This window comes from Xanthobacter nonsaccharivorans, assembly GCF_043194755.2.
Lineage (GTDB): Bacteria > Pseudomonadota > Alphaproteobacteria > Rhizobiales > Xanthobacteraceae > Xanthobacter > Xanthobacter autotrophicus_G.
Map to the genome: position 1 here is coordinate 754,930 of NZ_CM195526.1, position 25,229 is coordinate 780,158.

General features: G+C 67.9%; 22 protein-coding genes. 3 read left to right on the forward strand and 19 right to left on the reverse strand.

From position 1 onward, the window contains the following. Window positions 1–104 precede the first annotated feature (104 nt). A complete protein-coding gene (locus V5F59_RS03415; RefSeq protein WP_393983076.1) occupies window positions 105–1,331 on the forward strand; it encodes an ABC transporter substrate-binding protein in 1,227 nt (408 codons plus the stop codon). 278 nt (window positions 1,332–1,609) lie between these two features. Here V5F59_RS03415 and V5F59_RS03420 read toward each other — a convergent pair whose 3' ends face one another. The 18 genes from V5F59_RS03420 to V5F59_RS03505 all read right to left on the reverse strand — a co-directional run bounded on the left by V5F59_RS03420 (window position 1,610) and on the right by V5F59_RS03505 (window position 21,620). Then, window positions 1,610–2,644: an Ldh family oxidoreductase gene (locus tag V5F59_RS03420; protein ID WP_393983075.1), complete on the reverse strand. Its 1,035-nt coding sequence runs from the start codon at window positions 2,642–2,644 to the stop codon at window positions 1,610–1,612. After that, a complete protein-coding gene (locus V5F59_RS03425) occupies window positions 2,641–4,335 on the reverse strand; it encodes a hydantoinase B/oxoprolinase family protein (protein ID WP_393983074.1) in 1,695 nt (564 codons plus the stop codon). Before V5F59_RS03425 ends, V5F59_RS03420 begins: the two co-directional genes overlap by 4 nt. Window positions 4,336–4,355: 20 nt before the next feature. Next, window positions 4,356–6,401 carry a hydantoinase/oxoprolinase family protein gene (locus V5F59_RS03430; protein ID WP_393983073.1) on the reverse strand — a complete coding sequence of 682 codons (2,046 nt, stop codon included), beginning with the start codon at window positions 6,399–6,401 and terminating at the stop codon, window positions 4,356–4,358. 21 nt (window positions 6,402–6,422) lie between these two features. Continuing rightward, on the reverse strand, window positions 6,423–7,166 hold the full coding sequence (locus V5F59_RS03435) for an aldolase/citrate lyase family protein (protein WP_393983072.1): 744 nt from the start codon (window positions 7,164–7,166) through the stop codon (window positions 6,423–6,425). A 117-nt stretch (window positions 7,167–7,283) separates the two neighbouring features. Then, window positions 7,284–8,078 carry an ABC transporter permease gene (locus V5F59_RS03440; protein ID WP_393983071.1) on the reverse strand — a complete coding sequence of 265 codons (795 nt, stop codon included), beginning with the start codon at window positions 8,076–8,078 and terminating at the stop codon, window positions 7,284–7,286. Window positions 8,079–8,089: 11 nt separating this feature from the next. Continuing rightward, window positions 8,090–8,965, reverse strand: coding sequence for an ABC transporter permease (locus tag V5F59_RS03445; RefSeq protein WP_393983070.1), 876 nt, complete (start codon window positions 8,963–8,965; stop codon window positions 8,090–8,092). Further along, a complete protein-coding gene (locus V5F59_RS03450; protein ID WP_393983069.1) occupies window positions 8,962–10,053 on the reverse strand; it encodes an ABC transporter ATP-binding protein in 1,092 nt (363 codons plus the stop codon). Before V5F59_RS03450 ends, V5F59_RS03445 begins: the two co-directional genes overlap by 4 nt. Before the next feature lie 10 nt (window positions 10,054–10,063). Further along, on the reverse strand, window positions 10,064–11,110 hold the full coding sequence (locus V5F59_RS03455) for an ABC transporter substrate-binding protein (protein WP_393983068.1): 1,047 nt from the start codon (window positions 11,108–11,110) through the stop codon (window positions 10,064–10,066). A gap of 75 nt (window positions 11,111–11,185) precedes the next feature. After that, a complete protein-coding gene (locus V5F59_RS03460; protein ID WP_393983067.1) occupies window positions 11,186–11,857 on the reverse strand; it encodes an RraA family protein in 672 nt (223 codons plus the stop codon). Between the two features lie 17 nt (window positions 11,858–11,874). After that, window positions 11,875–12,681, reverse strand: a complete 807-nt coding sequence (locus V5F59_RS03465; RefSeq protein ID WP_393983066.1) for a carbon-nitrogen hydrolase family protein — start codon at window positions 12,679–12,681, stop codon at window positions 11,875–11,877. Window positions 12,682–12,799: 118 nt separating this feature from the next. Beyond that, on the reverse strand, window positions 12,800–13,720 hold the full coding sequence (locus V5F59_RS03470) for a LysR family transcriptional regulator (RefSeq protein ID WP_393983065.1): 921 nt from the start codon (window positions 13,718–13,720) through the stop codon (window positions 12,800–12,802). A gap of 466 nt (window positions 13,721–14,186) precedes the next feature. After that, window positions 14,187–16,199: a family 2A encapsulin nanocompartment cargo protein cysteine desulfurase gene (locus tag V5F59_RS03475; RefSeq protein ID WP_393983064.1), complete on the reverse strand. Its 2,013-nt coding sequence runs from the start codon at window positions 16,197–16,199 to the stop codon at window positions 14,187–14,189. Beyond that, the gene (locus tag V5F59_RS03480; RefSeq protein WP_393983063.1) at window positions 16,174–17,121 is read right to left on the reverse strand and encodes a family 2A encapsulin nanocompartment shell protein; all 948 of its coding nucleotides are present in this window, start codon (window positions 17,119–17,121) and stop codon (window positions 16,174–16,176) included. Before V5F59_RS03480 ends, V5F59_RS03475 begins: the two co-directional genes overlap by 26 nt. Continuing rightward, the gene (gene epsC / locus V5F59_RS03485) at window positions 17,118–18,137 is read right to left on the reverse strand and encodes a serine O-acetyltransferase EpsC (RefSeq protein WP_393983062.1); all 1,020 of its coding nucleotides are present in this window, start codon (window positions 18,135–18,137) and stop codon (window positions 17,118–17,120) included. Before epsC ends, V5F59_RS03480 begins: the two co-directional genes overlap by 4 nt. Before the next feature lie 164 nt (window positions 18,138–18,301). Further along, entirely contained in the window at window positions 18,302–18,784 is a 483-nt protein-coding gene (locus tag V5F59_RS03490) for a tetratricopeptide repeat protein (protein ID WP_393983061.1), read from the reverse strand. Between the two features lie 8 nt (window positions 18,785–18,792). Beyond that, window positions 18,793–19,578 (reverse strand): ABC transporter ATP-binding protein, encoded by a 786-nt coding sequence (locus tag V5F59_RS03495; RefSeq protein WP_393983060.1) that lies wholly within the window; start codon window positions 19,576–19,578, stop codon window positions 18,793–18,795. Between the two features lie 29 nt (window positions 19,579–19,607). Then, window positions 19,608–20,459: an ABC transporter permease gene (locus V5F59_RS03500; RefSeq protein WP_393983059.1), complete on the reverse strand. Its 852-nt coding sequence runs from the start codon at window positions 20,457–20,459 to the stop codon at window positions 19,608–19,610. A 72-nt stretch (window positions 20,460–20,531) separates the two neighbouring features. Beyond that, a complete protein-coding gene (locus V5F59_RS03505; RefSeq protein WP_393983058.1) occupies window positions 20,532–21,620 on the reverse strand; it encodes an ABC transporter substrate-binding protein in 1,089 nt (362 codons plus the stop codon). A gap of 179 nt (window positions 21,621–21,799) precedes the next feature. On the opposite strand from V5F59_RS03505, the gene V5F59_RS03510 reads away from it, so the two are divergent. Beyond that, window positions 21,800–22,630 (forward strand): transporter substrate-binding domain-containing protein, encoded by an 831-nt coding sequence (locus V5F59_RS03510; protein WP_393983057.1) that lies wholly within the window; start codon window positions 21,800–21,802, stop codon window positions 22,628–22,630. A 2-nt stretch (window positions 22,631–22,632) separates the two neighbouring features. Further along, window positions 22,633–23,715: a cytochrome-c peroxidase gene (locus V5F59_RS03515; RefSeq protein ID WP_393983112.1), complete on the forward strand. Its 1,083-nt coding sequence runs from the start codon at window positions 22,633–22,635 to the stop codon at window positions 23,713–23,715. A gap of 114 nt (window positions 23,716–23,829) precedes the next feature. Here the strand turns inward: V5F59_RS03515 and V5F59_RS03520 are convergent, their stop codons facing one another. Further along, complete coding sequence (locus tag V5F59_RS03520) at window positions 23,830–25,215, reverse strand: LLM class flavin-dependent oxidoreductase (protein ID WP_393983056.1); 1,386 nt, start codon at window positions 25,213–25,215, stop codon at window positions 23,830–23,832. Window positions 25,216–25,229 lie beyond the last annotated feature (14 nt).

Sequence of the window (25,229 nt, forward strand, 5' to 3'; positions counted from 1 at the left end):
CGCCCCCTCATTCCATCGCAACCACAAGAAAATCCGAACCACAACGACTTCGGAAAGCAAGGGAGGAATTCATGTTCGCAAGCGGACTTGCAAGGACTGGCGGATTGTTCGGGAAAGGGCTGGGCGCTGCGCTCCTGTCCATGGTGCTCGGCGCCGGAGCGCTTGAACAAGCCGCCGCGGCGGAGCCGTCAAACGGCGTTGTCCGCATCGGCGTGCTGAACGATCAGGCGGGCCCCTATTCCGATCCCCAGGGGCCGGGCTCGGTGGCCTCGGCGCAGCTCGCCATCAAGGATTTCGGCGGCAAGGTGCTGGGCAAGCCCATCGAGCTCGTGGTCGGCGACCACCAGAACAAGGCCGACCTCGGCGCCAGCATCGCCCGCAAGTGGATCGACGTGGATGGGGTCGACGCCCTCGTCGACTTCGGCAATTCCGCCGTCTCGCTTGCGGTGCAGGAACTGGCGAAGAACAAGGCGGTGATCCTGAACGTCAGCTCCGTCACCGACAAATTGTTTGGCGAGAACTGCTCGCCCACCGGCTTCGTGTGGAACTACGATTCCTCTACCATCGCCAACGCCATGGGCCGCGCGACGGTGAAGTCGGGGGGCGACACCTGGTTCCTCATCGTCGCCGACTATTCGTTCGGTCATTCCCTGCAACAGCAGATCGAGCGCGTGGTGGTGCCGGCGGGCGGCAAGATCGTGGGGGTGGCGCGCCACCCGGTGACGACCACCGACTTCAGCGCCTACCTCGTCCAGGCGCAGGCGTCGAAGGCCAAGGTCATTGCCCTGCTCAATGCCGCCGACAACACCATCAACTCCATCAAGCAGGCGGGCGAATTCGGCATCGTGGAGGGTGGCCAGAAGCTCGCGGCCACCGCCTTCTACCTCACCAACGTGCACAGCCTGGGGCTGAAGACGGCGCAGGGGCTCCAGTTCGTGGCTCCCTTCTACTGGGACCAGGACGACGCATCACGTGAGTTCACCCGTCGCTGGCGGGCCGAGCGAGGCACGACCAACGCGCCCACCCACCTCCAGGCCGGGGTTTACAGCGCTGTTCTCGCTTATCTGAGGGCCGTCGAAGCGGCGGGTACCGACGACCCGGTGAAGGTGTCGGAAAAGATCCGCGAGCTGCCCGTCAACGACTTCTACGCCAAGGGCGCGAAGGTTCGTGCCGACGGTCGCCTCATGAAGGGCATGACCCTCTATGAGGTCAAGTCGCCGGCCGAATCCAAGGGACCGTGGGACTATCTCAAGGCGGTGCGCGAGATGCCCGCTGAGGAGATCATCCGCCCCTTGAGCGAAAGCAATTGCCCGTACGCACCCGCCAAATAAATCGGGACGGAGGTGGATGCGCCAGCATCCACCTCTTTGGCCATCGTTTCGATATCGGGCTCGGCCTGAGCCCGATTTCTCCTCCGGTTCAGGAGAGAGCCAGCCTCCGTGATCGACGGACTCTCCCCCAAATCTGGAGGAGGACCAGCGGCTCAGGTCACCGGCCCTTGCCCGTCATCGAAGGAGCGGTTGCGGTGCGATAGATGGGGCGTCACGCAGGACGTCGTCGCATCGGCTTCTCACCGGCCCCCTCGATGGCTGCCGATGTGTGCGACGTCTCAGGCGCTGCTGGTGGCCAGTGCGTCGAGCCTCTGCTTAAGGGCATGGGGGATATGTACACCTTCCTGCTCGGTCCGCAGCCGCGCCTCGGCGCGGCGCATGCCGGGCAGGCGAGCGCCCTCCTGATTGACGATGGCGGCGAAGAGGTGGGCAAGCCGATCGCCGGCGCGCGGGCCCGCCAGCGGGCCGGGATCTACGGCCATGAAGAACTGGCCCGTGCGCGGCGAGCCGCCCGCATTGTCGGCGAAGGACGAGGCGTCGATGGAGAGGTTCGCGCCGGTCAGCCAAGCCGCGAACATCTCCACGATCAGCGCCAGGCCCGCCCCCTTGTGGCCGCCGGAGGGCACCATGGTGCCCCCGTCGAGGGCGGCTTTGGGGTCCTCGGTGGGCTGGCCATTCCGGTCGAGGGCCCAGCCGAGGGGGATCTTCTCGCGCCTCTGGTCGTGCACCACGATCTCGCTCTTGGCGATGACGCTGGAGGACTGGTCCAGCACCAGCGGATCGGCGTCCGCGCGCGGCACGGCGAAGGCGATGGGGTTGGTACCGAACACCGGCTTCGTTCCGCCCATGGGGGCGATGGAGGCCGGTGCGTTCACGAAGCCCAGCGCCATCAGCCCAGCCTTCGCGATGCGCTCCACATGGTAGCCCACGACACCGCAATTGTAGGAGTTGGTCACCGCGAGCGCCGCGATGCCCTGCGTCTTCGCCGCCTCGACAAGGGCTGGCAGTCCGAGATCGATGGCGGGATGGGCGAAGCCGTCCATGGCATCGACCCGCACCAGCCCCGGCCGGGGGCGGCTGAGGGTGGGGATGGCGCGGCCGTCGATCTTGCCCACCCTGGCATGGGCGCAATAGGTCGGCAGCCGCGCGAGGCCATGACTGTGCACGCCCTCCGCCTCCGCCGCCACCACGGACTGGGTGACGGACAAGGCGTTGACGGTGGAGACGCCGGACCCGACCAGCGCCCGGAAGGTCAGGTCCTCCACCTCCTTGAGGGAGAGGGCCGCGAGCGGAACGGACGCATGCGCGCTCATGCCGCCTCTCCCTTGGTGCCGAGGCTCACGGCGCCATAGAGGGTGCGGGCGGCTTCCGGCGTCACGAGGCCCTCGGCGAGGTCCTCGGCAAGGCGTGCCGGATCACGGTTCGCCGGGTTGCCGAAGCCGCCGCCGCCGGAGGTCTTGATGGTCACCGTGTCGCCGGCTGAGAGCGGGATACCCGAGACCTTGGAGTTGAGGCTGACCGCGGAACCGTCCGCCCGCGTCACCGTGGTCGAGGACAGGGAGCCGGGGGCGCCGCCCTTGATGCCGTAGGGCGGGAAGCGGAAGCGCTCGAAATTGGTGGAGAGGGAGCCTTCCGGCGCCTCCAGCCGGAACTCGCGCACGAGGCCGAGGCCGCCGCGGTTCTCACCCGCGCCGCCGCTGTCCGGCAGGAGGCCGTAGCGGGTGAACACCACCGGATACTTAGCCTCCACCATCTCGATGGGGGCGTTGGTGTTGTTGTGGAGGCCGCAGGAAAGAGCGCTTGCGCCGTCGCCGCCTGCATGGCCGCCCCAGCCCCCCACCTCGATGTCGAAATAGACCTGCCGCCGGGCGTCCGGCCGCACGAGCGAGACGGCATAGACGTAGGAGATGGCGTAGTAGGCGGCGGGGATCCGCTCCGGCGCGATCTGGGCGAGCGCCCCGAACACGGAGGTGGCGATGCGGTGGTTCACCACCATGCGCCCGGCGACCGGGGCCGGGAACTGCGCGTTCACCACGCTGCCTTCCGGCAGGGAGACGGTGACCGGCCGGTAGCAGCCGGAGTTCGCCGGAATGTCGGAGCCAAGCGCTGCGAGCAAAGCGTAGTAGACGGCCGAGCAGGTCATGGCCGGCGTGTTGTTCACGGGGCCGCGGACCTGCGGGCTGGAGCCGGCGAAGTCGAGGGCGATGGTGTCGCCGCTCTTGGTGATCGTCACCTCAAGGCGGATGGGGGCTTCAGACTGGCCGTCGTCATCCACCATCTCGACGAAGGACGAGGTGCCGTCCGGCAGCGCCGAGATGGCCGCACGCATCATGCGCTCGGAGCCGTCGAGGATCGCGGACATGGCGGCCGACAGGTTGGCGCTGCCGTACTTCCCGGCGATGCGCGACACGGCCTTGGCACCGATGCCGAGGGCCGCGATCTGGGCGTTGAGGTCGCCGCGCGTCTCCTCCGCCTGGCGCACGTTGTAGAGCAGCATCTCGAACACGGCGCTGTTGAGGACGCCCTTTTCCACGAGGCGGAGCGGGGGAATGCGGATGCCTTCGTGGAAGATCTCGGTGGCCGCCGCGTAATAAGAGCCCGCCGCGCCGCCGCCCACGTCCACGTGGTGGCACAGCGTGCCGACGATGGCGACGCGTTCCCCGTCCACGAACACCGGCCGGAAGGTCTGGATGTCTGGCAGGTGCTGGCCGCCGGCATAGGGATCGTTGGTGACGATGACGTCGCCCTCGGCCCACGCTTCCAGCGGGATGTGTGCCTCCAGGATCCGCTTCAGGCAGTCGGACATGGAATTGAGGTGCACGGGGATGCGCGCCGACTGGGCGATGTTGCGCCCCTGGGCATCGAACACGGCAGTGGAGAAATCGAGGATCTCGCGCACGACGGTGGAGCGGCTGGTGCGCCAGATGGTGATGCTCATCTCCTCGGCGGCGGCAACAAGCGCGTTGCGGATCACCTCGAGGCGGACGGGATCGATGGTGGTCATGACTTCAGGTCCTTGGGATCTCAGTGGCGCTGGGCGCGCACGGCGACGAGCGCGCCGGTGGCGTGGGAGCGGATGGTCCAGCCGGCGGGCAGGTAGGTGGCCGTATAGGTCTCCTCCACCACGGCGGGGCCGGCGACGCCTTCGGCGCTGACCGCCTCGCGGGTGACCACGCGTGTTTCGACGAAACCGCCGCGGCCATAGACCGAGCGGGCCTTCTCGACGCCGGCAGCGCCTTCCACCGCGGGGGCGGGGGTGGGCTTGGCGAGGCGGCCGACGGCCGAGAGGCGCAGCGACACCACCTCCACCGGCACGGCCGGCTCGTCATAGGAGAAGCGCTGGCGGTGCAGGGCATGGAACGCTGCTGTGGCGCGGGCGATGCCTTCCGCGGAGAAGTCGGCCGCGTCGAGCGGCACGCGCAGGTCGAAGGCCTGGCCCTGGTAGCGCAGGTCCAGCGCCCAGGCGAAGCCGCGGTTTTCCGCCGCCACGCCGTCCTCCGCCAGCAGCCGGTCCCCGTCCTGCGCCAGCGCCTCGGCGCGCTCGGCAAGGCTGGCACCGAGGTCGGCGAGGCGCCCGATCTGGGTGGAGGACAGGTCGTGGGTGATGTCCGACCACAGGATGCCCCAGGCGGAGAGGGTGGAGGCGTGGGCAGGGAAGATCACCTTGTTCATGCCGAGCTCTTCGGCAACCTCGCAGGCGTGCACGCCGCCGGCGCCGCCGAAGGAGAGGAGGGCGAAGTCCTCCGGGTCCATGCCCTTCTCGAACAGGGACAGGCGGATGGCGGTGGCGAGGCTGGAATTGGTGACGGCGATGACGCCCGCCGCCGTTTCCTCGGCCGAGAGCCTGAGCCGGCCGGCCACGTCCCCGGCGGCGCGCGCGGCGGCGTCGCGGTCGAGGCCCATGCGTCCGCCCATGAAGCTCGATCCGTCGAGGCGGCCGAGCAGCAGGTTGGCGTCGGTGACGGTGAGGCGCTCGCCGCCGCGGCCGTAGCAGGCCGGCCCCGGCTCGGCGCCGGCGCTGTGGGGGCCGATGCGCAGGCGCCCGCCGTCATCCACCCAGGCGATGGAGCCGCCGCCGGCGCCGATGGTGCGCATCTCGATCATGGGCAGACGCACGGGCAGGCCGTCCACCTCGCCCTCGTTCACCATGGAGACGGTGCCCTCATGCACCACCGAGACGTCGAAGCTGGTGCCGCCCATGTCCACCGCGACGAGGTTCGGCTCGTCGAGCGCAGCGGACAGCCGTTTCGCCGCCGCGGCCCCGCCGGATGGCCCGGAGAGCAGCAGGCGTGCCGGCTCGCGGCCGGCCTTGGCGAGGCCCGCCACGCCGCCGTTGGACTGCACCAGATAGACCTGGGTCTGCGGCACCACTTCCTTCAGCTTGCCGGCCAGGCGGTCGGTGTAGGTCTTCACCACCGGCACCAGCAGGGCGTTGAGGGTGGTGGTGGACATGCGCTCGTATTCACGCAGTTCCGGGGAGATGTCGCAGGAGAGCGAGATCTCGATGCCGGGCAGGAGGTTGCGCAGGATCTCGCCGGTCCGGCGCTCGTGGGCTCCGTTGACGTAGGCGTTGAGGAAGCACACGGCCACCGACTTCACGCCGGTCTGCTTCAGCTTCACCGCCAGCGCCTTCACCTCGGCCTCGTCGAGGGGGGTGATGACACGGCCGTCCGCGCCGACGCGTTCGGTGACGCCGAAGGAGAAGCGCCGCTTCACCAGGGCCGGCTGGGGCGAGGCGGTGATGGCGTAGACGTCCGTGCGGCCATGGCGGCCGATCTGCATCACGTCCTCGAAGCCGGCGGTGGTCACCACGGCGCCCAGCGGCAGCTTGCGCTCAAGCACCGCGTTGGTGGCGATGGTGGTGCCGTGCAGAAGGTACTGAACCTCGTCGAGGGAGAAGCCGAAGCGCTCGCTCGCGTGCCGGATGCCGGTCAGGAGCCCGATGGAGGGGTCGGACGGCGTGCTCGGCGTCTTCATCTGGTGGATCTCGCCGGTCCTGCCGTCGAGGATCTCGATGTCGGTGAAGGTGCCGCCGATGTCCACGGCGATGCGGATGGAGGGGGTGGTCATGCTGTCACTCGATGGCAAGGTTCACAGGAGGCCTTCGGCGGAAAGGCCGTCGACCAGGGAGGCGAAGGCGGCGCGCACCATGTAGAACTGGGCGCCCACCACGGTGGTGGAGACGCCGTGCTCCTTCGCGAAGGCGCGTTCCGGCTGGGTCCAGCAGGGCATTACCCAGGACTTGCCGGCGGTTTTGGCCGCGGCGGCGATGCGGGCGATGTCGGCCTTGTCGGCGTCGGAGAAGGTGTAGCGTTCGTTGCCGGCCGCCATGGACAGGTCGGTGGGGCCGGCGAAGAGGCCATCCACCGTCGGCAGGGCCGCGATGGCCTCGACGTCCGCGAGGGACTCGCGGCTCTCGATCATCGGCCAGCACTTGACCCGGGCATTCTCGTCCGAGGCGTAGGTGGGCGAGGCCGGGCCGTAAAGAACGGTGCGCCCGCCCGCATAGGAGCGCACGCCGAGCGGCGGATACTTGGCGGCGGCGGTCACGTGCCTCGCGTGGGCCACGTCGCCGATGTGGGGGATGATCACCGCGTCGGCGCCGAAGTCGAGCGCCTGCTGGATCGGCTCGGTGAGCGGACCCAGCACCTTGGCGTAGACCTTGATGCCGAGAGCCCGGCAAAAGGGGATCACGCGGTCGAGGTCATCGAGGTTGAAGGTGCCGTGCTCGATGTCGAGCACCACGGAGGTGAAGCCGGCCTCCCGCGCGATCTCGATGTGCGGGAAGACGGGGGCGGTGAGCCAGAAGGCGAAATTGTCGAGAGGGAAGGTCACGATCAGGGCTCCGGGCGAAGGGCAAGGCTCTCCCGTTCCCGCCGGAGGCGGGTCGGTCGAAGGTCGGGCTTGAGGGTGGGGGCCGGTGTCAGCCGCCGGGAATGACGCCGGCCGGTTTCATTTCACGAAGGTCCTGGTGAGGCCGGCGGTGCGGTCCACCACCAGCACCACGACGAGAGTGAGCACCACGAGCAGCACCGAGATGGCGGCGGCCAGCGGGTCGGCCTGCTGGTCGACGTGGTTGTACATGGCAACCGGCAGCGTCTGCAGCCGCGGGCCGGTCATGAAGAGGGAGAGCACCACCTCGTCGAAGGAGACGAGGAAGCAGAGCGCCGCGGTGGAGACCATGCCCGAGCGCATCATGGGCAAGGTCACACGGAAGAAGACGGTGAGCGGCCGCGCGCCGAGGGTACCGGCCGCCTCCTCCACCGTCAGCGGCAGGTTCGCGAGCGCGGTGGAGAGCACCCGTACCGCATACGGCAGCGTCACCACGAGGTGCGCGGCGACCAGCCCCTGGAAGGAGCCGATGAGGCCCATGGGAGCGAACACCAGCAGCATCGCGAGGCCGAGCACGATGGTGGGCAGCAGCAGCGGCGCCGAGAACAGGTTGCCGAGCGCTTCCGCGCCGGGCGGCTTCAAGCGCACCAGCGCATAGGCGGCCGGCAGGCCGATGGCCAGGGAGATGACGGTCACCACCAAGGCGAGCGCGAGGCTGACCCAGAAGGCGGTCATCATCGCGGTGTTGGCGAAGATGGCGCCGTACCACTTGGCGCTCCAGGTTGATGGCGGGAAGGCCATGAAGTCATCGCCGCTGAAGGAGATCGGGATCACCACCAGCAGTGGCGCCAGCAGGAACACGAACATGAGCGCGGCAGCGATCTTCAGGGCGGGGGAGACGGGGCGTTCGTCCATGTCTCTCCTCCTCAGGCGATGCGCCGCAGGGCGCGGCCGTAGAGCACGAGGGAGGCGCCGAACACCACGAGCACGATCATGGAGAGGGCGGAGGCGAGGGGCCAGTTGAGGGTCACGATGGCCTGGTCGTAGATCTCGGTGGCGAGCAGGAAGACGCGCCCGCCGCCGAGCAGCTTCGGCGTGACGAAGGACGAGATGGCGAGCACGAAGCAAAGCAGGGAGCCGAGCGCCATGCCCGGCGCGGTGAGCGGCAGGACCACGCGCAGGAAAGTCTTCAGCGGGGTCGCGCCGAGGGTGAGCGCCGCCTCCTCCAGCCGCGGGTCCAGCCGCCCGAAGCCGGACAGCAGCGCCAGGATCATGTAGGGCATCAGGATCTCGGTGAGGCCGATGATGACGCCGGTGAGGTTGAACATGAGCCGCGGCGGCTCCGTCATGCCGAGGAACATCAGGGCATTGGCGACCAGCCCGCGGTCGGAGAGAATGGCGATCCAGCCATAGGTGCGCACCACCGCGGAGGTGAGCAGCGGCGCCACCACCAGCACCATCAGCACCGTGCGCCACGTGCCTTTCGAGCGGTGGAGATAGAGCGCGATGGGATAGGAGGCGATGAGCGTGAGCACCGTGATGAAGAGGCTCACGCCCACGCTGTTCGCGATCAGCTCCAGGGTGAAGCTGTCGGTGAGCGCCGATGTCCAGGTGTCGAGGCTGTAGCCGGCCCCGAGCGCGCCGGAGGACTGCGCCTCGCGGAACGACATCTTCAGCAGGTTCACCACCGGCCACAGGAAGCCGATGGCATTCACCAGCGCGATGGGCACGAGCAGGAGGGTCGCCGTGCCGAGAGGGCCGAGCCGCCTGGGCTCCGCCGGGGTGAGGGTGAGGCTGCTCATGGCCGGGCGTACACGAAGGTGTCCTCGGGCCGCCAGGTGAGGATCACCGGCGTCCCGGGCGCGAGCTCGGCTTCCCCGCCGCGGGTGGAGGCCTCGATCTTCAGGAGCATCCCGCTGGCCTCGACCTCGTATTCCACGATGTCGCCGGCGAAGGTGGCGCGGGCGATCGTGCCGGACAGACGATAACGGCTCTCGTCGGCGGGCGGCGCGGCGGAGATGGCGATGCGATGGGGGCGCACCATCACGTCTACCGGGCCGGAAAAGCCGGCCGCCGGCACGCGGATGCCCGCCACCGTGGCGGTGCCGCCGGAGGCGGTGCCGGCGAGGCGGTTGATGCGCCCCACGAAGCCTGCCACGAACGCGGTCTTCGGGTGTTCGTAGATCTCGTGTGGGGTGCCGACCTGCTCCAGGCGACCCTCGTTCATCACCACGACCTTGTCGCAGATGGTGAGGGCTTCCATCTGGTCGTGGGTCACGAAGATGGCGGTGATGCCGAGCCGCTTCTGGATGTCGCGGATCTCGGTGCGCATCTCGTCGCGCAGCTTGGCGTCGAGGTTGGAGAGGGGCTCGTCGAGCAGCAGGATGGAGGGGCGCACCACGAGGGCGCGGGCCAGCGCCACGCGCTGCTGCTGGCCGCCGGAGAGCTGCGCCGGGCGATGGTGCTCGCGGCCGGCGAGGCGCACCATGGCGATGGCCTCCTTGACCCGCGCGGCGGCTTCCGCCTTCGGCACCTTGCGCATCTCCAGGCCGAACGCGACGTTCCTCGCGATGTCCATGTGCGGGAACAAAGCGTAGGATTGAAATACCAGCCCCATGTCCCGCCTGTAGGGCGGGACGCCGGTGAGGTCCCGCCCGTCCACCACGATGTGGCCGGAGGTGGCGGGCACAAGCCCCGCGATCATGCGAAGCGACGTGGTCTTGCCGCACCCCGAGGGGCCGAGGAAGGCGACGAGCTCTCCCTTCGGCACGTCGAGATTGAGGTCGTCCACCGCGGTGAAGTGATCGTAGCGGCGGGTGAGGCCGCGCAAGGACAGGAAGCCCTGCCCCTGCGCCAGGCGCGTCATCTCGCTGGGTTCGGCGCGGATCATGGAGCGATCCTCAGCGGCTCGCGGGGAGGACGCGGCGGCGCCACTGCTCGCCGATCTGGTCGCGCACCTTGGCGAGAGCGATCCAGTCCACCGGCATCACCTTGTCGAGCTGCTTCACCGCCGTGCGCTCGAGAGCCGCGGCGGAGATGTCGGCCTTGGCGTTGGTGGGCGCGTAGAACATGGTCTCCGTGAAGCTCTTCTGCGCCTCGGCGGACAACGCGTAATTCACGAAGGTCTTGGCCGCGTCGGCCCCCGGGCTGCCGGCAACGAGGTTGATGGTGTTGATCTGGAAGACGGTGCCTTCCTGCGGAATGGTCGCCTTCAACTTGCCGCCGGAGGTGTCGCTGTTCACCTGGGCTCGGGCGTTCCAGCCGACGCCAAGCGCCGCCTGTCCGGTGACGATCGGGGCGTAGACCTCCGGCTTCGGCTCCCAGGTCTGCACGTTGGGCGCGATCTCCGCCGCGGCGGCGATGCCCTTGTCCACGCTCTTCAGATAATCCGCGCCGCCGTTCGCCTTGTTGAGGATCAGCACCAGCGACAGGCCCTGGATATCCGGCACGCCGGGGATCACCACCTTGCCCTTGAAGGGAGCCTTGGCCATCTCCATCCAGGACTTGGGTGCCTCCTTCACCTGGTCCGTGTTGTAGAGCAGGACCAGGTTGTCGAACGTCGCCGCCACTCCGGCCACGTCCGGGATGCGGGCGTTGGGGTAGAGGTCCTTCACGTTCGGAACGTTCGTCTCATCGATCTTGGTGAAGAGGCCTTCATCCGTGCCGGCCTTGGAGACCGACACGTCCATGATCACCACGTCCGTCTGCGGGGCGGCCTTCTGGGCGCGCAGGTTGCCCAGCATGGCGGCGGAGGAGGGCAGGGGGAAGAAGGTGACCTTGATATCTGGATGCGCTTTCATGAAGGGCTCGATGATGGCCTTCGTGTAGCGCTCCTGGAACAGCCCCGAATAGGACATCACGGTGATGTTGGTCTCGGCCGCTGCGGCGCTGCCGAAGAGCCCGGCGGCGAGCGTGCACAGGGTTCCGATCTTCAAAGCTGCGTTCATCTCGACAAATCCCTCTGGAATGGTGGAACGGGCCGATTTGCCGGCCTCTGTTGGCTTGGATCGTCTGGTCGCGGCTCACGCCGCCGGCTGGAGCTTCGCCTCCACCATGGCGCGGGCGCCGGAGATGTCCGGCAGCTTCTCGCCGGCGGCGAGCCGCGCGAGGAGCTTGATTTCCGCTTCCTGCATGCCGATGGCGCGGGCGGCGACGGCAGGCGCCTCGGCGGGCTTCAGCACCACCACGCCGCTCTCGTCGCACAACACCGCGTCGCCGGGGGAGACGGTCTGGCCGCCCACGTTCACCGGCACGTTGAGCGCGCCTTCGAGGCCGAGCAGCTTGGTGGTTATGGGCGAGGGGCCGCGGCACCACATGGGCATGTCCACCCGCACGATCTCGGAGAAGTCGGTGGCCGGACCGTCGATGACGCCGGCTTTGACGCCTGCCATCTTCATGGCGTTGGTGATGACGCCCCCCCAGCAGGCGTGCCGGTTGTCGCCGCAACGCTCGATCACCACGACATCGCCGGGGCGCACGTAGGCGGTCAGGTAGTGCAGGAGGGTGGAGTCGGCGTGCGGGATGCGCAGCGTCACGGCGGTGCCGGCAACGCGCTTGCCCGGGAGGACCGCGCGAATGGCGGGGTCCACGAAGCCGGAATGCAGCACATGCCCGACGGTCGCGACCTCGCACTTTTCCAGCTCGGCGACGAGCCCGGGCGCGATCTGCTCCGGCATAGGATTGACGATGAACATGGGAACAGGCGCTCCGGTCAGGCGAGAACGTGATGGTTGGCGACAGGCACGTTGGCGCGCACCTTGCCGGTCAGCGCGAAGTCGAGCCGGCCGACGGTGAAGCCGACCCCGTCCGAGCATTGGGCGGTGATGTGGCCCCACGGGTCGATGACCATGGAGTGGCCCCAGCACCACTTCCTGCCGCCGGCATGGGGGCCGGTCTGGCCAACCGTGAGGAACCACGTCTGGGTCTCGACGGCGCGGGCGCGGGCCAGCACTTCCCAGTGGTCCTTGCCGGTCATGAGGGTAAAGGCGGCGGGCAGCACGATCACGTCGGCGCCCTTGTCGCGGAGCTTGCGGAACAGCTCGGGGAAACGGATGTCGTAGCAGATGGCGCAGCCCACGGTGACGTCGCCGAGCTTGTAGGTCACGACGTCCTCACCCCGGCTCACCGTGTCGGACTCGCGGTAGACGGTGCCACCGGTAATCTCCACGTCGAATAGGTGGATCTTGCGATAGCGAGCGATCTCGCCGCCGTCCGGCCCGAACACCACGGTGGTATTGTAGAAGGAGTTGCCTTCTTTTTCGGCGACGCTGCCGGCGTGGATCGCCACCTTCAGGGACTTCGCGAGGCCGGACATCAGCTGGTAGGCAGTCCCCTCCGGGAAGGTCTCGGCGGCCGCCTGGGCCTCCTGCGGGGTGTCGCCCAGGAAGGCGTAATATTCGGGCAGCACCACCAGGTCCGGTTGCTCCAGGGCCACCGCTTCCTCGATCAGGGCCTTTGCGGCGGCGAGGTTCGCCGCCTTGTCGCCCTGGCTGTTCATCTGGATGAGCGAAACCTTCACGCCACGGTCTCCTTGCCTGCTCCCGCAAGCAGACCAGAGGCGCCAACGCTCGACAAACGCGAAATAATTGTCCGTCCTGACAAGCAATGCTTATGAGAGCGGCATGGGCGGGTGCTGCTCAATCCGTGTGCATTGCAGCATCGGTCGGGTCGCGCTCGCCCGCGGCGATTTCGGCGGCCATATGGGCGATGAGGCCGGGCAGAGAGCTTCCTGGATCCTCACGGAAAACGGCGTGCAGGTTGAGCGGTGGGATGAGGGCGCCAACGTCCAGCAGCACCAGCTCCTTGCGGCCCAGCATCTCCTCAACCACCACGTCCGGCAGCACTGCGACGCCCATGCCGTCGCGCACGAGGCGCGTGATCGTGGCGAGCGAATTGGAGTTCAGGATGCGGACCATGTGGTGGTCAAGGCCCGAGGATTCCATCAGCTTCAGCACGTTCTGGTGAGGCTGAGACCCGCGGGAGAAGGCAAAAATGGGCTGGCCGGTAAGATCCTCCAACATCAGCTTGCGGCCGTGGAGGCCCAGGCGGGGCGAAGCGACCCATACGCAAGCGTAGCTGCACAGCTCGATGTTGCGGCATCCGGGCGCCAGCACAGGGCCGGCGATAAGAGCAAGGTCCACCTGCCCTTCGAGCAGCATGCGCGCCACTGTCAGGCTGTTGTCAACCGTAAGGTCGAGGTCCACTTCCGGATATGTGGACTTCACGTTCTCCACAAGGCGCGGCAGCCACGCATAGACGATGGTGTCGATGGTGCCGATCGCAATGCGGCCGCGCAGTCGATGGGGATCCCCGACGCCGAGCCTGAGGTCCGCTGCGAGGCGCACGATGGCTTCCGCCTGGGCGAGCGCCCGCTCGCCAGACGGGGTGAGGCTGACGTTGCGCAGGTCACGGTCGAACAGGCGCACGCCGAGATCCTTCTCCAGCGTGGCGATGCGGTTGGAAACGGCGGCCTGGGTCGTACACAACTTGTCCGCGGCGCTGGAGAAGCTCCGCAGGCGCGCGACCCAGATGAAGGTCTCGAGGAACCTTATGTTCATGCGTCCTTGAGGCTCCACGGGGCACAACGGGAGAGGGATCATGCTCCGCTGGACGAGAACTGCAAACCGCCAGCAGGTTGCGCTGCTCGGGGGGGGCGAGGTCCCGTCTGCTCCTGTGGAACGGCGGCGCACCCGGCCCGCCGCCGCGGGCAAGGCCGGAAACTCCAACTTCCGGAGGTTCAATGAAATGGTCTCGGATCAGAAGGGATGTGAGCCCGGCAAACTGGACCGTCTGGAATTGGAGTTTTCCGCTCTGTCACCCCTTGGCCGGGGGAGTGGAAGACGACGAAGGCATCGAAGTCTTCGGAGGCGCAGAAAGCGTTCATCCTGAAGCAGGGTGCCGACCAGATGCCGGCGGCCGGCGCTTTGCGGGACGAGGCGGCCCCCGGGGCTGGATCCGACCAGTTTGGGATGCAAGCTGGTCGGATCGCGCTCGGTGGCTGGCCGGAGGTGGGCGGCGGCCGGGTCAGTCCCTGTACTTCCGGCCGCTCTGGATGCGCTTGAGGGCGATCTCCAGCGCATCCACGTCATCCTTCGTATTGTAGAAGGCGAGCGAGGGGCGCACCGTGCTCTCGAGTCCGAAGCGCCGGAGAATGGGCTGGGCGCAGTGATGCCCGGCTCGCACCGCGATCCCTTCGCGATCGAGCGCCGCGCCGACGTCCTGGGTGCGGCAACCGTCGAGGACGAAGGACAGCACGCTCGCCTTGTCCGCCGCCGTGCCGATGAGCCGAAGCCCGGGTACGGTCCGCAGGCGCTCGGTGGCGTAGACGAGCAAATCGTGCTCGTAGCGGGCGATCACCTCCATGCCGATGGCCTCGACATAATCGATGGCGGCGCCGAGGCCGACCGCGTCCGCAATGTTGCCGGTCCCGGCCTCGAACCGCTCGGGCGGGCCGTTGTAGATGGTCTTCTCGAAGGTGACGTCGGCAATCATGTTGCCGCCGCCCTGCCACGGCGGCAGGTGGGCGAGCACGTCCTTCTTGCCGTAGACCACGCCGATGCCGGTGGGGCCGAACACCTTGTGGCCGGAGAAGACGAAGAAGTCGGCGTCGAGGGCCTGCACGTCCACCGCCATATGGGACACCGACTGCGCCCCGTCCACCAACGCGCAGACGCCGTGCCGGTGGGCGATGGCGACCATCTCCTTCACCGGGACCACCGTGCCCAGGGCATTGGAGACCTGCGCCAAGGCGACGATGCGCGTCCTCGGGTTGATGAGCTTCTCATACTCCTCGAGGATCACCTGGCCCGTGTCGTCCACCGGCGCGACGCGCAGGCGGGCACCCGTCTCGGCGGCGAGCTGCTGCCAGGGCACGATGTTGGCGTGGTGCTCCAGATGGGTGACGACGATCTCGTCGCCCTCCTGCACATGGCGCCGGCCGAAGGTCTGGGCCACCAGGTTGATCCCTTCGGTGGCCCCGCGCACGAAGATGATATCCTTCACCGAGCCGGCATTGAGGAAGCGCCGCACCTTCTCGCGGGCCGCCTCATAGGCGTCGGTCGCCCGCGCGGCGAGGGCGTGGGCGGCGCGGTGGATGTTGGAGTTCTCGTGCTCGTAGAAGTGCGACAGCCGGTCGATGACCACGCGCGGCTTCTGGGTGGTCGCCGCATTATCAAGCCAGATCAGAGGTTTGCCATGCACCGTCTGCTGCAGGATGGGGAAGTCCCGCTTGACGGAATAAGGGTCGAACGGCCGCACTGCCGGGCCGAGATCCGGGACCAGCTCCGGCCTGAGGCCTGATGAGAGGGGGCTGAAGTCGAGCGGTGGCGCCGCGGCGGTCGCGGAACCAGGCGGGGGAGCGGGCGGCGCCACTTCGGCAGGGGCGGCCGTTCTGGCGCTGGTGGGCGCTCCGGTTTGCGCCTCGCGCAGGAAGTAGAGACCCTCCCCCTCTTCGCCAGCGCTGGGAAGGGCGAGGGGTGGGGCGACGGGGGGCCGCCGCGAATCGAGGGAGACGACGCTGCCGAGCCCGGCCGGCAGCTGCGCGAAGTCGAACGGCGCGGCGGTGCCGGGCAAAGAGAAGGCGGGCGATCCGCCAGGCTGGGGAACGCTCGGCACGCCGGGAACGGCGATGGCCGTCGGCGTGTTCGGAGCCGGAATGTTCGGTGTCGGCACCACCGACGGAATGGTGATGGGCGGCACGTCCGGAGCACTGATGGGTGGACGTCCCGGCAGATGCGGGGCGAGCAGCGCCGTGGTGGAGAGGCCGGGTGCATCGCCCGGGTTCGGGGGCGACGACGGCAGGGTCACCACGTGGGGTGCCTCCACGGTCTGGTCCGGTGCCGACTGGAACAGCGCGTTGGCGATCTGCTGCAGCACCTGAGGGTCGGGCCATGCCGGGGGTGGGCCGGCAGGAGGCGAGCTTGTGGAGGCCGAGCCAGCAGACACCGGAGCTGCGGGGAGCGGCGGCGCGCCGGACGGGAGGTCCGTCGCGCCGTCGAGGGCAGGGGCCGCCTCAGGCGTAGGTGTCAGGATAGGCATGATACTTGCCGACATCGACGTCCTGGAGCACGGCCAGCGCGTCGTGCGTGAGCACCGCCGCCGAGCAGTAGAGCGAGACGAGATAGGAGGCGATGGCCTTGCGGTTGATGCCCATGAAGCGCACCGAGAGGCTCGGCGCCACCTCGCCGGGCACGCCGGGCTGGAACAGGCCGATGACGCCCTGCTTCTTCTCGCCGGTGCGCAGCAGCAGGATATTGGTCTTGCCGTTCTCGTCGACGAACAGCTTGTCGGAAGGCACCAGCGGCAGGCCGCGCCAGGTGAGGAAGGGCGTGCCGAACAGCGTCACTGTGGGCGGCGGCACGCCGCGGCGGGTGCATTCGCGGCCGAACGCGGCGATGGCGCGGGGATGGGCAAGGAAGAAGGCCGGCTCCTTCCACACCTTGGTGATCAGTTCGTCGAGATCGTCCGGGGTCGGCGCGCCGGTTCGGGAGCGGATCTTCTGCGATGGCGCGGCATTGGCAAGCAGGCCGTATTCGGCATTGTTGATGAGCTCGCTCTCCTGCTTTTCCTTCACCTTCTCGATGAGCAGGCGCAGTTGCTCCTGGATCTGGTCATAGGGATGCGAATAAAGATCGGAGACGCGGGTCTGCACGTCGAGGATGGTGGTGACCGCATTGAGCGAATATTCGCGCGGTGCCTCCTCGTAATCGACGAAGGTCTCCGGCAGGTCGGGATCCTGGTCGCGGCGGGGAGAGCATTCGACGTCCGCGGCGATCTCGCCATTGGCTTCCTTCACCCGGTTGAGGCGATAGATGCCGGCCTCGACGGGCGTCCACGGCAGGAAGGAGACCAGCCAGCGCGGGGTGATTCCGGACCATTGCGCGCGGGTCTTCGTGGCATTGGCGAGCTGCCGGGCGGCAGCCTCGTTCAATGTCCTTCGAATGGCAGGCTCTTCGGTCATTCAGTTCCCCCGTTGAGGTGAAGATCCCGGGCGCCTTCGCCCGGCAAGGAGTGGGTCGTGCCGCTGCTCGAGCGGGTCTGCGCCTGGGTGACGTGGCTGCCGGGGGGCACGGAGTGGGTCAGCCACACATTGCCGCCGATGGTCGATCCACGCCCGATGGTGATGCGGCCGAGCACGGTGGCGCCCGAGTAGATCACCACGTCGTCCTCGAGGATGGGGTGGCGCGGAGCCCCCTTGATGATCGCTCCGCGCGCATCGGTCGGGAAGTTGCGGGCGCCGAGGGTGACCGCCTGGTAAAGCCGCACGCGCTCGCCGATGATCGCCGTCTCGCCGATGACGACGCCCGTCCCGTGATCGATGAAGAAGCTGCCGGCGATGCGGGCGCCCGGATGGATGTCGATGCCGGTGCGCGAATGGGCGATGTCGGAAATGAGCCGTGCGAGGAAGATCGCGCCGAGCCCGTACAGTGCGTGCGCGATCCGGTAGTGAACCACCGCGGTCAGTCCGGGATAGACCAGCAGGATTTCCGAATATCCGGTGGCGGCGGGGTCGTTGTCGAAGGCCGCGTGGATGTCGCTGACAAGAAGTCCGCGGATCGCCGGGAGCTGCTGGGCGAAGTCGCGGGTGATCTCGAGGGCCCTGGCGGCAAACGCGTCGTCGCCCTGTTCCTCCTCGGTGGAGAAGGGCAGGCTGCGCTTCACCTGCTCGCACAACACGGTCAGGGCGTCGTTGAGGGTGGCGCCGACAAAATAGTCGATGGTCTCGGCGGTGAGCCCGGAGGGGCCGTAATGCGCCGGAAACAGTGCGGCGGACAAGGCCTGGAGGGCGCCGACGATGGCCTCGCGCGATGGCGGTGGGCGCAGGAGGCCACGGTGGCGGATATTGTGCTGGATGTCGCGTGATAGCTTGAGCCCGGCGACCACGGCATCCAGGCTCCATGAAGGCCGGGTGGACGTGCCGGCCGCCTCGTCCGCTCGGCCTGACGGACGTATTCTTTCCAGACCGTTTGCCGTCATCCAGGCCCCCGCGGCTTCCGGCTGAGGCGGAAGCCGCCTCGACCATCCATGGATCGCATGGGTCGCCGTTAAAGTCTAGTTATTCCATAGATTAAATTTTAATTATCGGAGGGGTGCTGGCGTCTCTATCCTTCTGCAGCGCCGCTGCACTCTCATTCCGGAGCTCACGTCCCCGGCTTGCGGCCCGCGGCGACCAGAGCCTTACGGAGCCTTTCCTGCTCCTCGCATCCGGTGGGGTGGCAGAGCAGTTGAAGCAGTTCCAGGTTCTTCTCGGCGCGACGGAAGTCGCCGACCGCGATGAAGAGCTCACCCTGGTATTCAAGGGCCGGACGATGGGCTGGATCGTAGTACAGGGCTTCCTTGTACCAGCGGGCCGCCTCATCGTAGCGCTTCAGATTGCGGTTGGCGAAGCCGAGGAGATTGTAGAGGTCGGCGTGCCTGACGGTCGCTGTGAGGGGCGAAAGCAGGGCGAGCGCCCGATCGTAGTCCCCCGCATAGAGCGCCGCCCGGCTCTCGGAAAGATCCGGAAGGTCGGTGGATGGCGCGGTGTCCATGGCGGCCGTCGGACCCGCCATCCAGAGCGCCTGGGCGAGCGCCGCCATGAGGAGCAGGCCGGTAGGGCGGGAGGGACGGGAGCTGCGGCCCACGGCGCGGCTCACGCAGCCCGCGCCGGCGCGCGGCCACCGTCCTCGCCCATGGCCGCGAGGATGCGGCGCTTCAGCGCCACGAAGTCACCGTCCGCCCGGTCGCGGGGAAAGTCGAGGTCGATGGCCACCTCCTCGACAATCCGGCCTGGATGGGCGGCCATCACCACCACCTTGTTGCTCAGGAAGATGGCCTCGTCCACGTCATGGGTCACGAGGATCATGGTGGTGCCCTCGGTCTCCCAGATCTTCTGCAGCTCCGCCTGGAGATGGACCCGCGTGAGGGCGTCGAGGGCGCCGAGGGGTTCGTCGAGCAGGAGGATTTCCGGCCGGCTCGCGAGGCCGCGGGCAATGGCCGCGCGCTGGGCCATGCCACCGGACAGCTCGTGCGGATAGGCCTTCTCAAAGCCGCGCAGCCCGACGAGGGCGATGTGCTCGCGCACGGTGTCGACCTTCTCCTTCTGGCTCCAGCCGGAATTCTCAAGGCTGAGGCCGATGTTCTGCTCCAGCGTCAGCCAGGGCAGGAGGCGGTGGTCCTGGAAGACGATGCCCCGCGACAGCGCAGTGCCGACGATGCGCCTGCCGTTCAGCAGGATGTCACCGCGATAATCGTCGTCGAGGCCGATGATCAGGCGAAGCAGCGTGGACTTGCCGCAACCGGACGGCCCCACGATGGTGACGAAAGCACCGGGTGGAACGTCGAACCCCACGTGCGAGAGCACGTTGACGAGCGGTCGGCCGGGGATGGCGTAGGTCTTTGAGACGTTGTGGATTTCGAGATGTCCGGGCGTGGCCATGGTCGGCTCCCTGTTGCTGTTCCTGCGGCTCAGCCGTCGTAGCCCTGCTTCCATTTCAGCACGCGCTTCTGCACGAGGAACATGGAGCGGTCGATCGCGAAGCCCACGAGGCCGATGATCACCATGCACACCAGCAACTGGTCGGTGAGCAGAAGGCCCTGGGCGCGGAAAATGAGGAAGCCGAGGCCCTCGAGCCCCGACAGGCCCTCGGCCACCACCACCAGCGCCCAGGCGAGGCCGGCCGCATAGCGCAGCGACACCATGATGGAGGGCATGGCCGCCGGCAAGATCACCTTGCGGATGAGCTGCCAGCGGGTAAGCGTGAGCACTTGTGCCAGCTCGATGTAATTCTTCTCCACGTTGCGGATGCCTTGCAGCGTGTTGAGAAAGACAGGGAAGAAGACTGACTTGGCGATGACGAGGACCTTGGCCGGCGCGCCGATTCCGAGCCACAGCACGATGAGCGGAAGCCAGGCGATGCCGGGGATGTGGCGGATGGTGTCGAAGGTGGGGCCGAAGAACTCCTCCACCTTGCGCGACAATCCGGCCGCGATGCCCAGTGCTACCGCCGCCAGAGATCCATAAAGGAAGGCCTGTCCGACGATTTTGATCGAGGCAGCGAAGTCGAGGGCGAGATGCTGCTTGGTCAGCATCTTCCAGAAGGCGGTCACCACTGTGAGCGGCGCTGGGAGGAAGACCGGATCGATCCATTTGTTCGTTGCGGCGGACTGCCACAAGGCGAAGATGAGGAAAGGCAGGATGAACCCCGTGAGGTTCGGCAGCCTGAAGCCCCGCCCGAGGCGCGCATCTTCCGGTTGAGGAAGGTCCACCGTGGCGGCTTCGACCGCCGCGGCCTCAATGGTATCGGAAGTGTGGGCCATGGTCTCGTGTCCGGCTGTGTCTTGCGGAAGGCAAGGTTAAGCTGCCGGGACTTGCGGTCCCGGCAGCGTGGATCAGTTGTAGATGGAGTATTCGCCGCCGGCGAAGAAGCGTCCGTCAATGAAGGCGTCGATCTGTGCCTCGGTCAGCCCGCGCTCGGCGAGGATGTCGTCGCCATTGGCCACGTACCAGGCCTGGAAGGCCTTGATGGCGGTGCGGGCGCGGTCGGCGTTGGGCTCGCCGGCCATGAATTCCCACTCACCGGCGTGGGTAATCTGGAACTTCGCCACCTCGAGCGGCACGCGGGTCTTGTCGGCGACAATCTCGGCGGCCTCGTCCACATGGTCGTAGGCCCACTCGCGCGTGCGCTCGCGGGCGGCGAGGAAGGCCTTGACCACCTGGGGATACTTGTTCACGAAATCGCGCCGCGCGAAGTAGGTCACCCGGCCGGCATTGTTCACATAGACGCCGTCGTCGGGCGAGCGTCCCACCACCTTCAGCTTGCCGGAAAGCCAAGCGCCGGTGAAGGCGCCGGCGGCGAGGTGCGCCGTGGTCGCATCGGTGGCGCCCGACAGCACCGAGGAGATGGCCACCGCCGAATTGTCGATGGAGGTGTAGCGGATGCGGCCCTGCTTTTCCCGGGAATCGAAAGGCAGTCCTGCCTTTGTCGTGATCTCGAACGGCGAGGACCAGTAGCAGGAGATCCGGCTTGATCCGAACTTCTTGCCGTCGAGGTCGGCCACCGAATTGATCTTGTCGTTGTCGGCGCGGGCCAGAATCGGTGCGCGATAGCGGTTGGAGGCCTCCGAAGCCCAGATCACCACCCCGTCGAGCCCATTCGCGCGGTGCACCGTGGCGGGGTAGATCATGCGCTGGGCGATGGCGATCGCGCCGCCGCTGACTGCGGCGGTCTCTGCACCCACCAGATCGGCGGCGCCGGAGGCGATGAGGTTCACCTTGGTGGTGCCAATCCTGCCGAACTCTTCCTTGAAGAACCCTTTCTCCTGCGCGACCACGGTCCAAGGTGTCAGCTGAAGGTTGACGGATGGCAGGACATCCTCCGCCGCGCGGGCCGCGCCGATGGTCATGGACGAGGACACGGCGAGCGCCAGTGCAATAAGGCCCGGCTTGATGCGGCGGGGGGGCAGGGGTGTGTGCGGCATGGCAATCTCTCCGGGGCTTCGGGGTAGCCGGCAAATGCGCGGGCTTGATATTTTGATATATTCGACCGATTTTATTGATAATATCAAGCGGTGTTTCGTTCCTCGTCCCTTATCCTCGCTCGCGTGTCGCGTCGGCGGCAGCGGCGCACGTCTTTTCCGATGCTCTTGGGTGCTCCGGCATGTGTGTGTGTCATCGCCGCTTTCTGCTGACGGCCGTGTGCCTGGCGGTGGTCGCAGCCGCCGGATTCTTCGTCGCCTTCGGATCGAAGAACGCCGATGCGCACAATCCCGGCTTTGCCGGGCGTACCCTGCGCGTGGGTGTGGGCTGGCTCCCTCCGCCGGATACGCCCGACATGCGGCTCTATCAGGAAGAGGGCTTTGAACTCGACCTCGCGGCCGAGATCGCCGGGGGGCTGGGCGCGTCGTTGCGCCTGGCTGAGGTCCGGCCGGGCGATGCGGCGCGGGCGCTTGCGGCGGGCGAGCTGGATCTGGTGCTGGCGCGGGCCGGGACGGACGATGCCCTGCGCACCAGCGCGCGTGTCCTTGACACGGGGTTTCAGTCGGGTCTCAGCCTTGCCATGCGCTCGGATCGGCCCCTGGGCTCGTGGGCGGAGCTGAAGGGGCGGGTCGTTTGCGTCTCCGAGGCGAACGGTCACGCGCGTGCGATGGCCGAGCGGCTGGGGGCGGAAGTCAGGGTGGTGCGTGCGCCCGCGCCGGCGCTGATGCAGATGCGCACCGGAGAGTGCGCCGCGGCGATCCATGACCGGGCGCTCCTCGATCCCCTGTTCGCGAAGATGTCCTGGCAAAAGTTCTCGGCGACGCTGCCGCCGGTGGAGCCGACGGGTCTCGTCGTGGCCGTCGCGCCGGGCGAAGAGATCCTCGCTGCGGCGGTGAAGGCCACGCTTGCGCCCCTCGATACGCGCGAACGCTGGCAGCAGCGCCGGGAAAAGTGGGCCGCCACGGTTTCGTTTGAAGTCTACCGTGATCAGGTCGCGGCAGATTGCCATTGAGCATGCAGGTCCTGCTCGTCTCGGCGGCGGTCCTTTCGCTCGCGCTGCCGGGCTTCGCCCTCGGGGGAAGTCTGGACGACGCTCCGCCGACGGTGGCGGCGCTGCGCGTGGCCTACGGGGGCCCTCCGGCCACATGGCCCGAGCCGTGGCTTGATCCCGGCGTCACCTTCCAGGAGATGGGCGCGCCGCTGCGCGCGCCGGCGTCACCTCGCGCGGCGGCGCTTGGCGCGCTCCTGTTTCGCGAGCCTCGGCTTTCCGCCGACGGGCGGGTGGCCTGCGGCAGCTGCCATGATCCGGAGCACGGCTTCAGCGTGCCAGAGAGGGTGGGGCACGGCGTCGACGGGGCGCCGGGCCGGCGCAATCCACCCGGGCTCGCTTCCGTCACCGGCCGGACGCGCCTCGACTGGGATGGCGGGGGCGGCGACCTTGCCAGGCGCGTGCTCGCGCCGTTGACCGAACCGCGCGAGATGGGCCGGCCCGATCTGGAGGCAGTCCTCGCCACTCTTTCCGACATGGGATATGGCGGTGCCTTCACGGATGTGTTCGGCCGGGAGGGCATCTCCGCGCGCACGCTCTCGGCGGCGCTCATGGCCTATCTGGCGACGATCGACGATGAGACGCGCTTCGATCGCTTCGCGCAAGGCGACCGGGAGGCCCTCACCGACTTGGAGCTGTCGGGCCTCCACCTCTTCCGGACCAAGGCGCGTTGCGCCAACTGTCATTCAGGTCCGTTGCTCACGGACGAGCGCTTCCACAATCTGCGGCTTTCCTTCTTTGGCGAGCCGGCGCAGGACCTCGGGCGTCATGCGGTGACGCACGTGCCGGACGATGCCGGACGCTTCCGCACGCCCAGCCTGAGGCACGTGGCGGCTAGCCCGCCCTACATGCACAATGGCCTGTTCCCCACCCTCGACGGCGTGGTCAATCTCTATGATCGGGGTGGCGGCGAGGTGTGGGCGCGCAATGCGGCCGAGGCGGGCCGGCCACTGTTTCGGGATGCCGCGCGCCTGTCCGCGCACATCCGCCCGCTCGGCTTGACGCCGCAGGAAAAGGCGGCGTTGGTCGCCTTCCTGAAGACGCTCTGATGCCAACGGGCGATGAGCATGCCTCATCGCCCGTTGGTCCAAGCCCGCGTGGCGCCCGAGCGCCCCTCTTCAGCGCCGGTCAACGACCGGGACCGGTGGCATGAGGAGCCGTTCTCACGCGGCGGATTGCGCCGCGAGGTTCCGGAATTGCGCACCCGCATGGTTGGGCTTCAGCCGGTCGGAGCCGGAAAGCTTGGCGCGCAGGGTGCCCGGCGCGTAGTCCGTCTTGTAGATGCCGCGCCGCTGCAGTTCCGGCACCACAAGGTCCACGAAATCGGCGAAGGTCTCGGGCACGAAGGCGTGGGAGAGATTGAAGCCGTCCACGTCCGCTCCGCTCACCCAGGCCTCCAACTCGTCGGCGATGTCGGACGGCGTGCCGACGAAGAGCGGGCCGCGTCCTCCGATGCCGTTGTGGGTGACGATCTCGCGCAGGGTCCACACCCGGTCGGGGTCGGCGCCGGTGAAGCTGTCGATGACCGATTGCACGGCATTGTCGCGTGTCTCGCCAGGGGTCAGCGGCGCGTCGAGGTCGAATTTCGAGAAGTCGATGCCGGTCCAGCCGGAGAACAGGGCGAGCACGCCTTCTGGATCGGTGTAGCGGCGGTAGTCGGCGAGCTTCGCCTGCGCCTCCGCCCGCGTGGGCGCCGCGATGGCGGTGGCCAGAGTGAAGACGGCGATGTCGCGAGGATCGCGCCCCAGCGCCGCCGCGCGGGCGCGGATATCCGCCACCCCGGGTGCGACGCTTGCGATGGTCGGGCCACCCACGAACACCGCTTCCGCATGGCGCGCCGCGAACGCCCGCCCGCGCGAGGAGGCACCGGCCTGGAACAGGAAGGGCGTGCGCTGGGGCGAGGGCTCGGTGAGGTGGACGGTGTCGATGTCGAAATGCGGCCCCTGGTGCCGGACACGGTGCACCCTGGACGGATCGGCGAAAATGCCGGTGTCCCGGTCGCGGACCACGGCGCCGTCTTCCCAGGAGCCTTCCCAGAGCTGGTAGGCCACCTCCAGGAATTCGTCCGCCCGGTCGTAGCGCGCATCATGGCCGATCACGGCATCCCGGCCCACCGCCTTCGCGCCGCTGTCCGAATAGCCGGTGACGATGTTCCAGCCGATGCGGCCTTGCGTGAAATGATCGAGGGTCGAGAAGCGCCGGGCCAGCACGGCCGGCAGCTCGTGCGACGTGGAGGCGGTGATGCCGAAACCCAGCTCGCGGGTCTCGTGCGCCAGCGCCGAGACCAGCATCAGCGGGTCGTGCTTGGGGAACTGGGCGCCGGACCGGATCGCCGCGTCCGCTGAGCCGCCATAGACGTCGTGCACGCCGATCCCGTCGGCGATGAACAGGGCATCGAACTTGCCGCGCTCCAGGATCTTCGCCAGCTCCACCCAATAGTCGAGGTCCTTGTAGTTCGCGCCCCAGCTGCGCGGGTGCGCCCACAGGCCGGGCGAGAGGTGGACGGGGCTGAAGCCGATGAAGCCGTTGAGGCGGATCTGGCGGGACATGGTGCAGTCTCCCG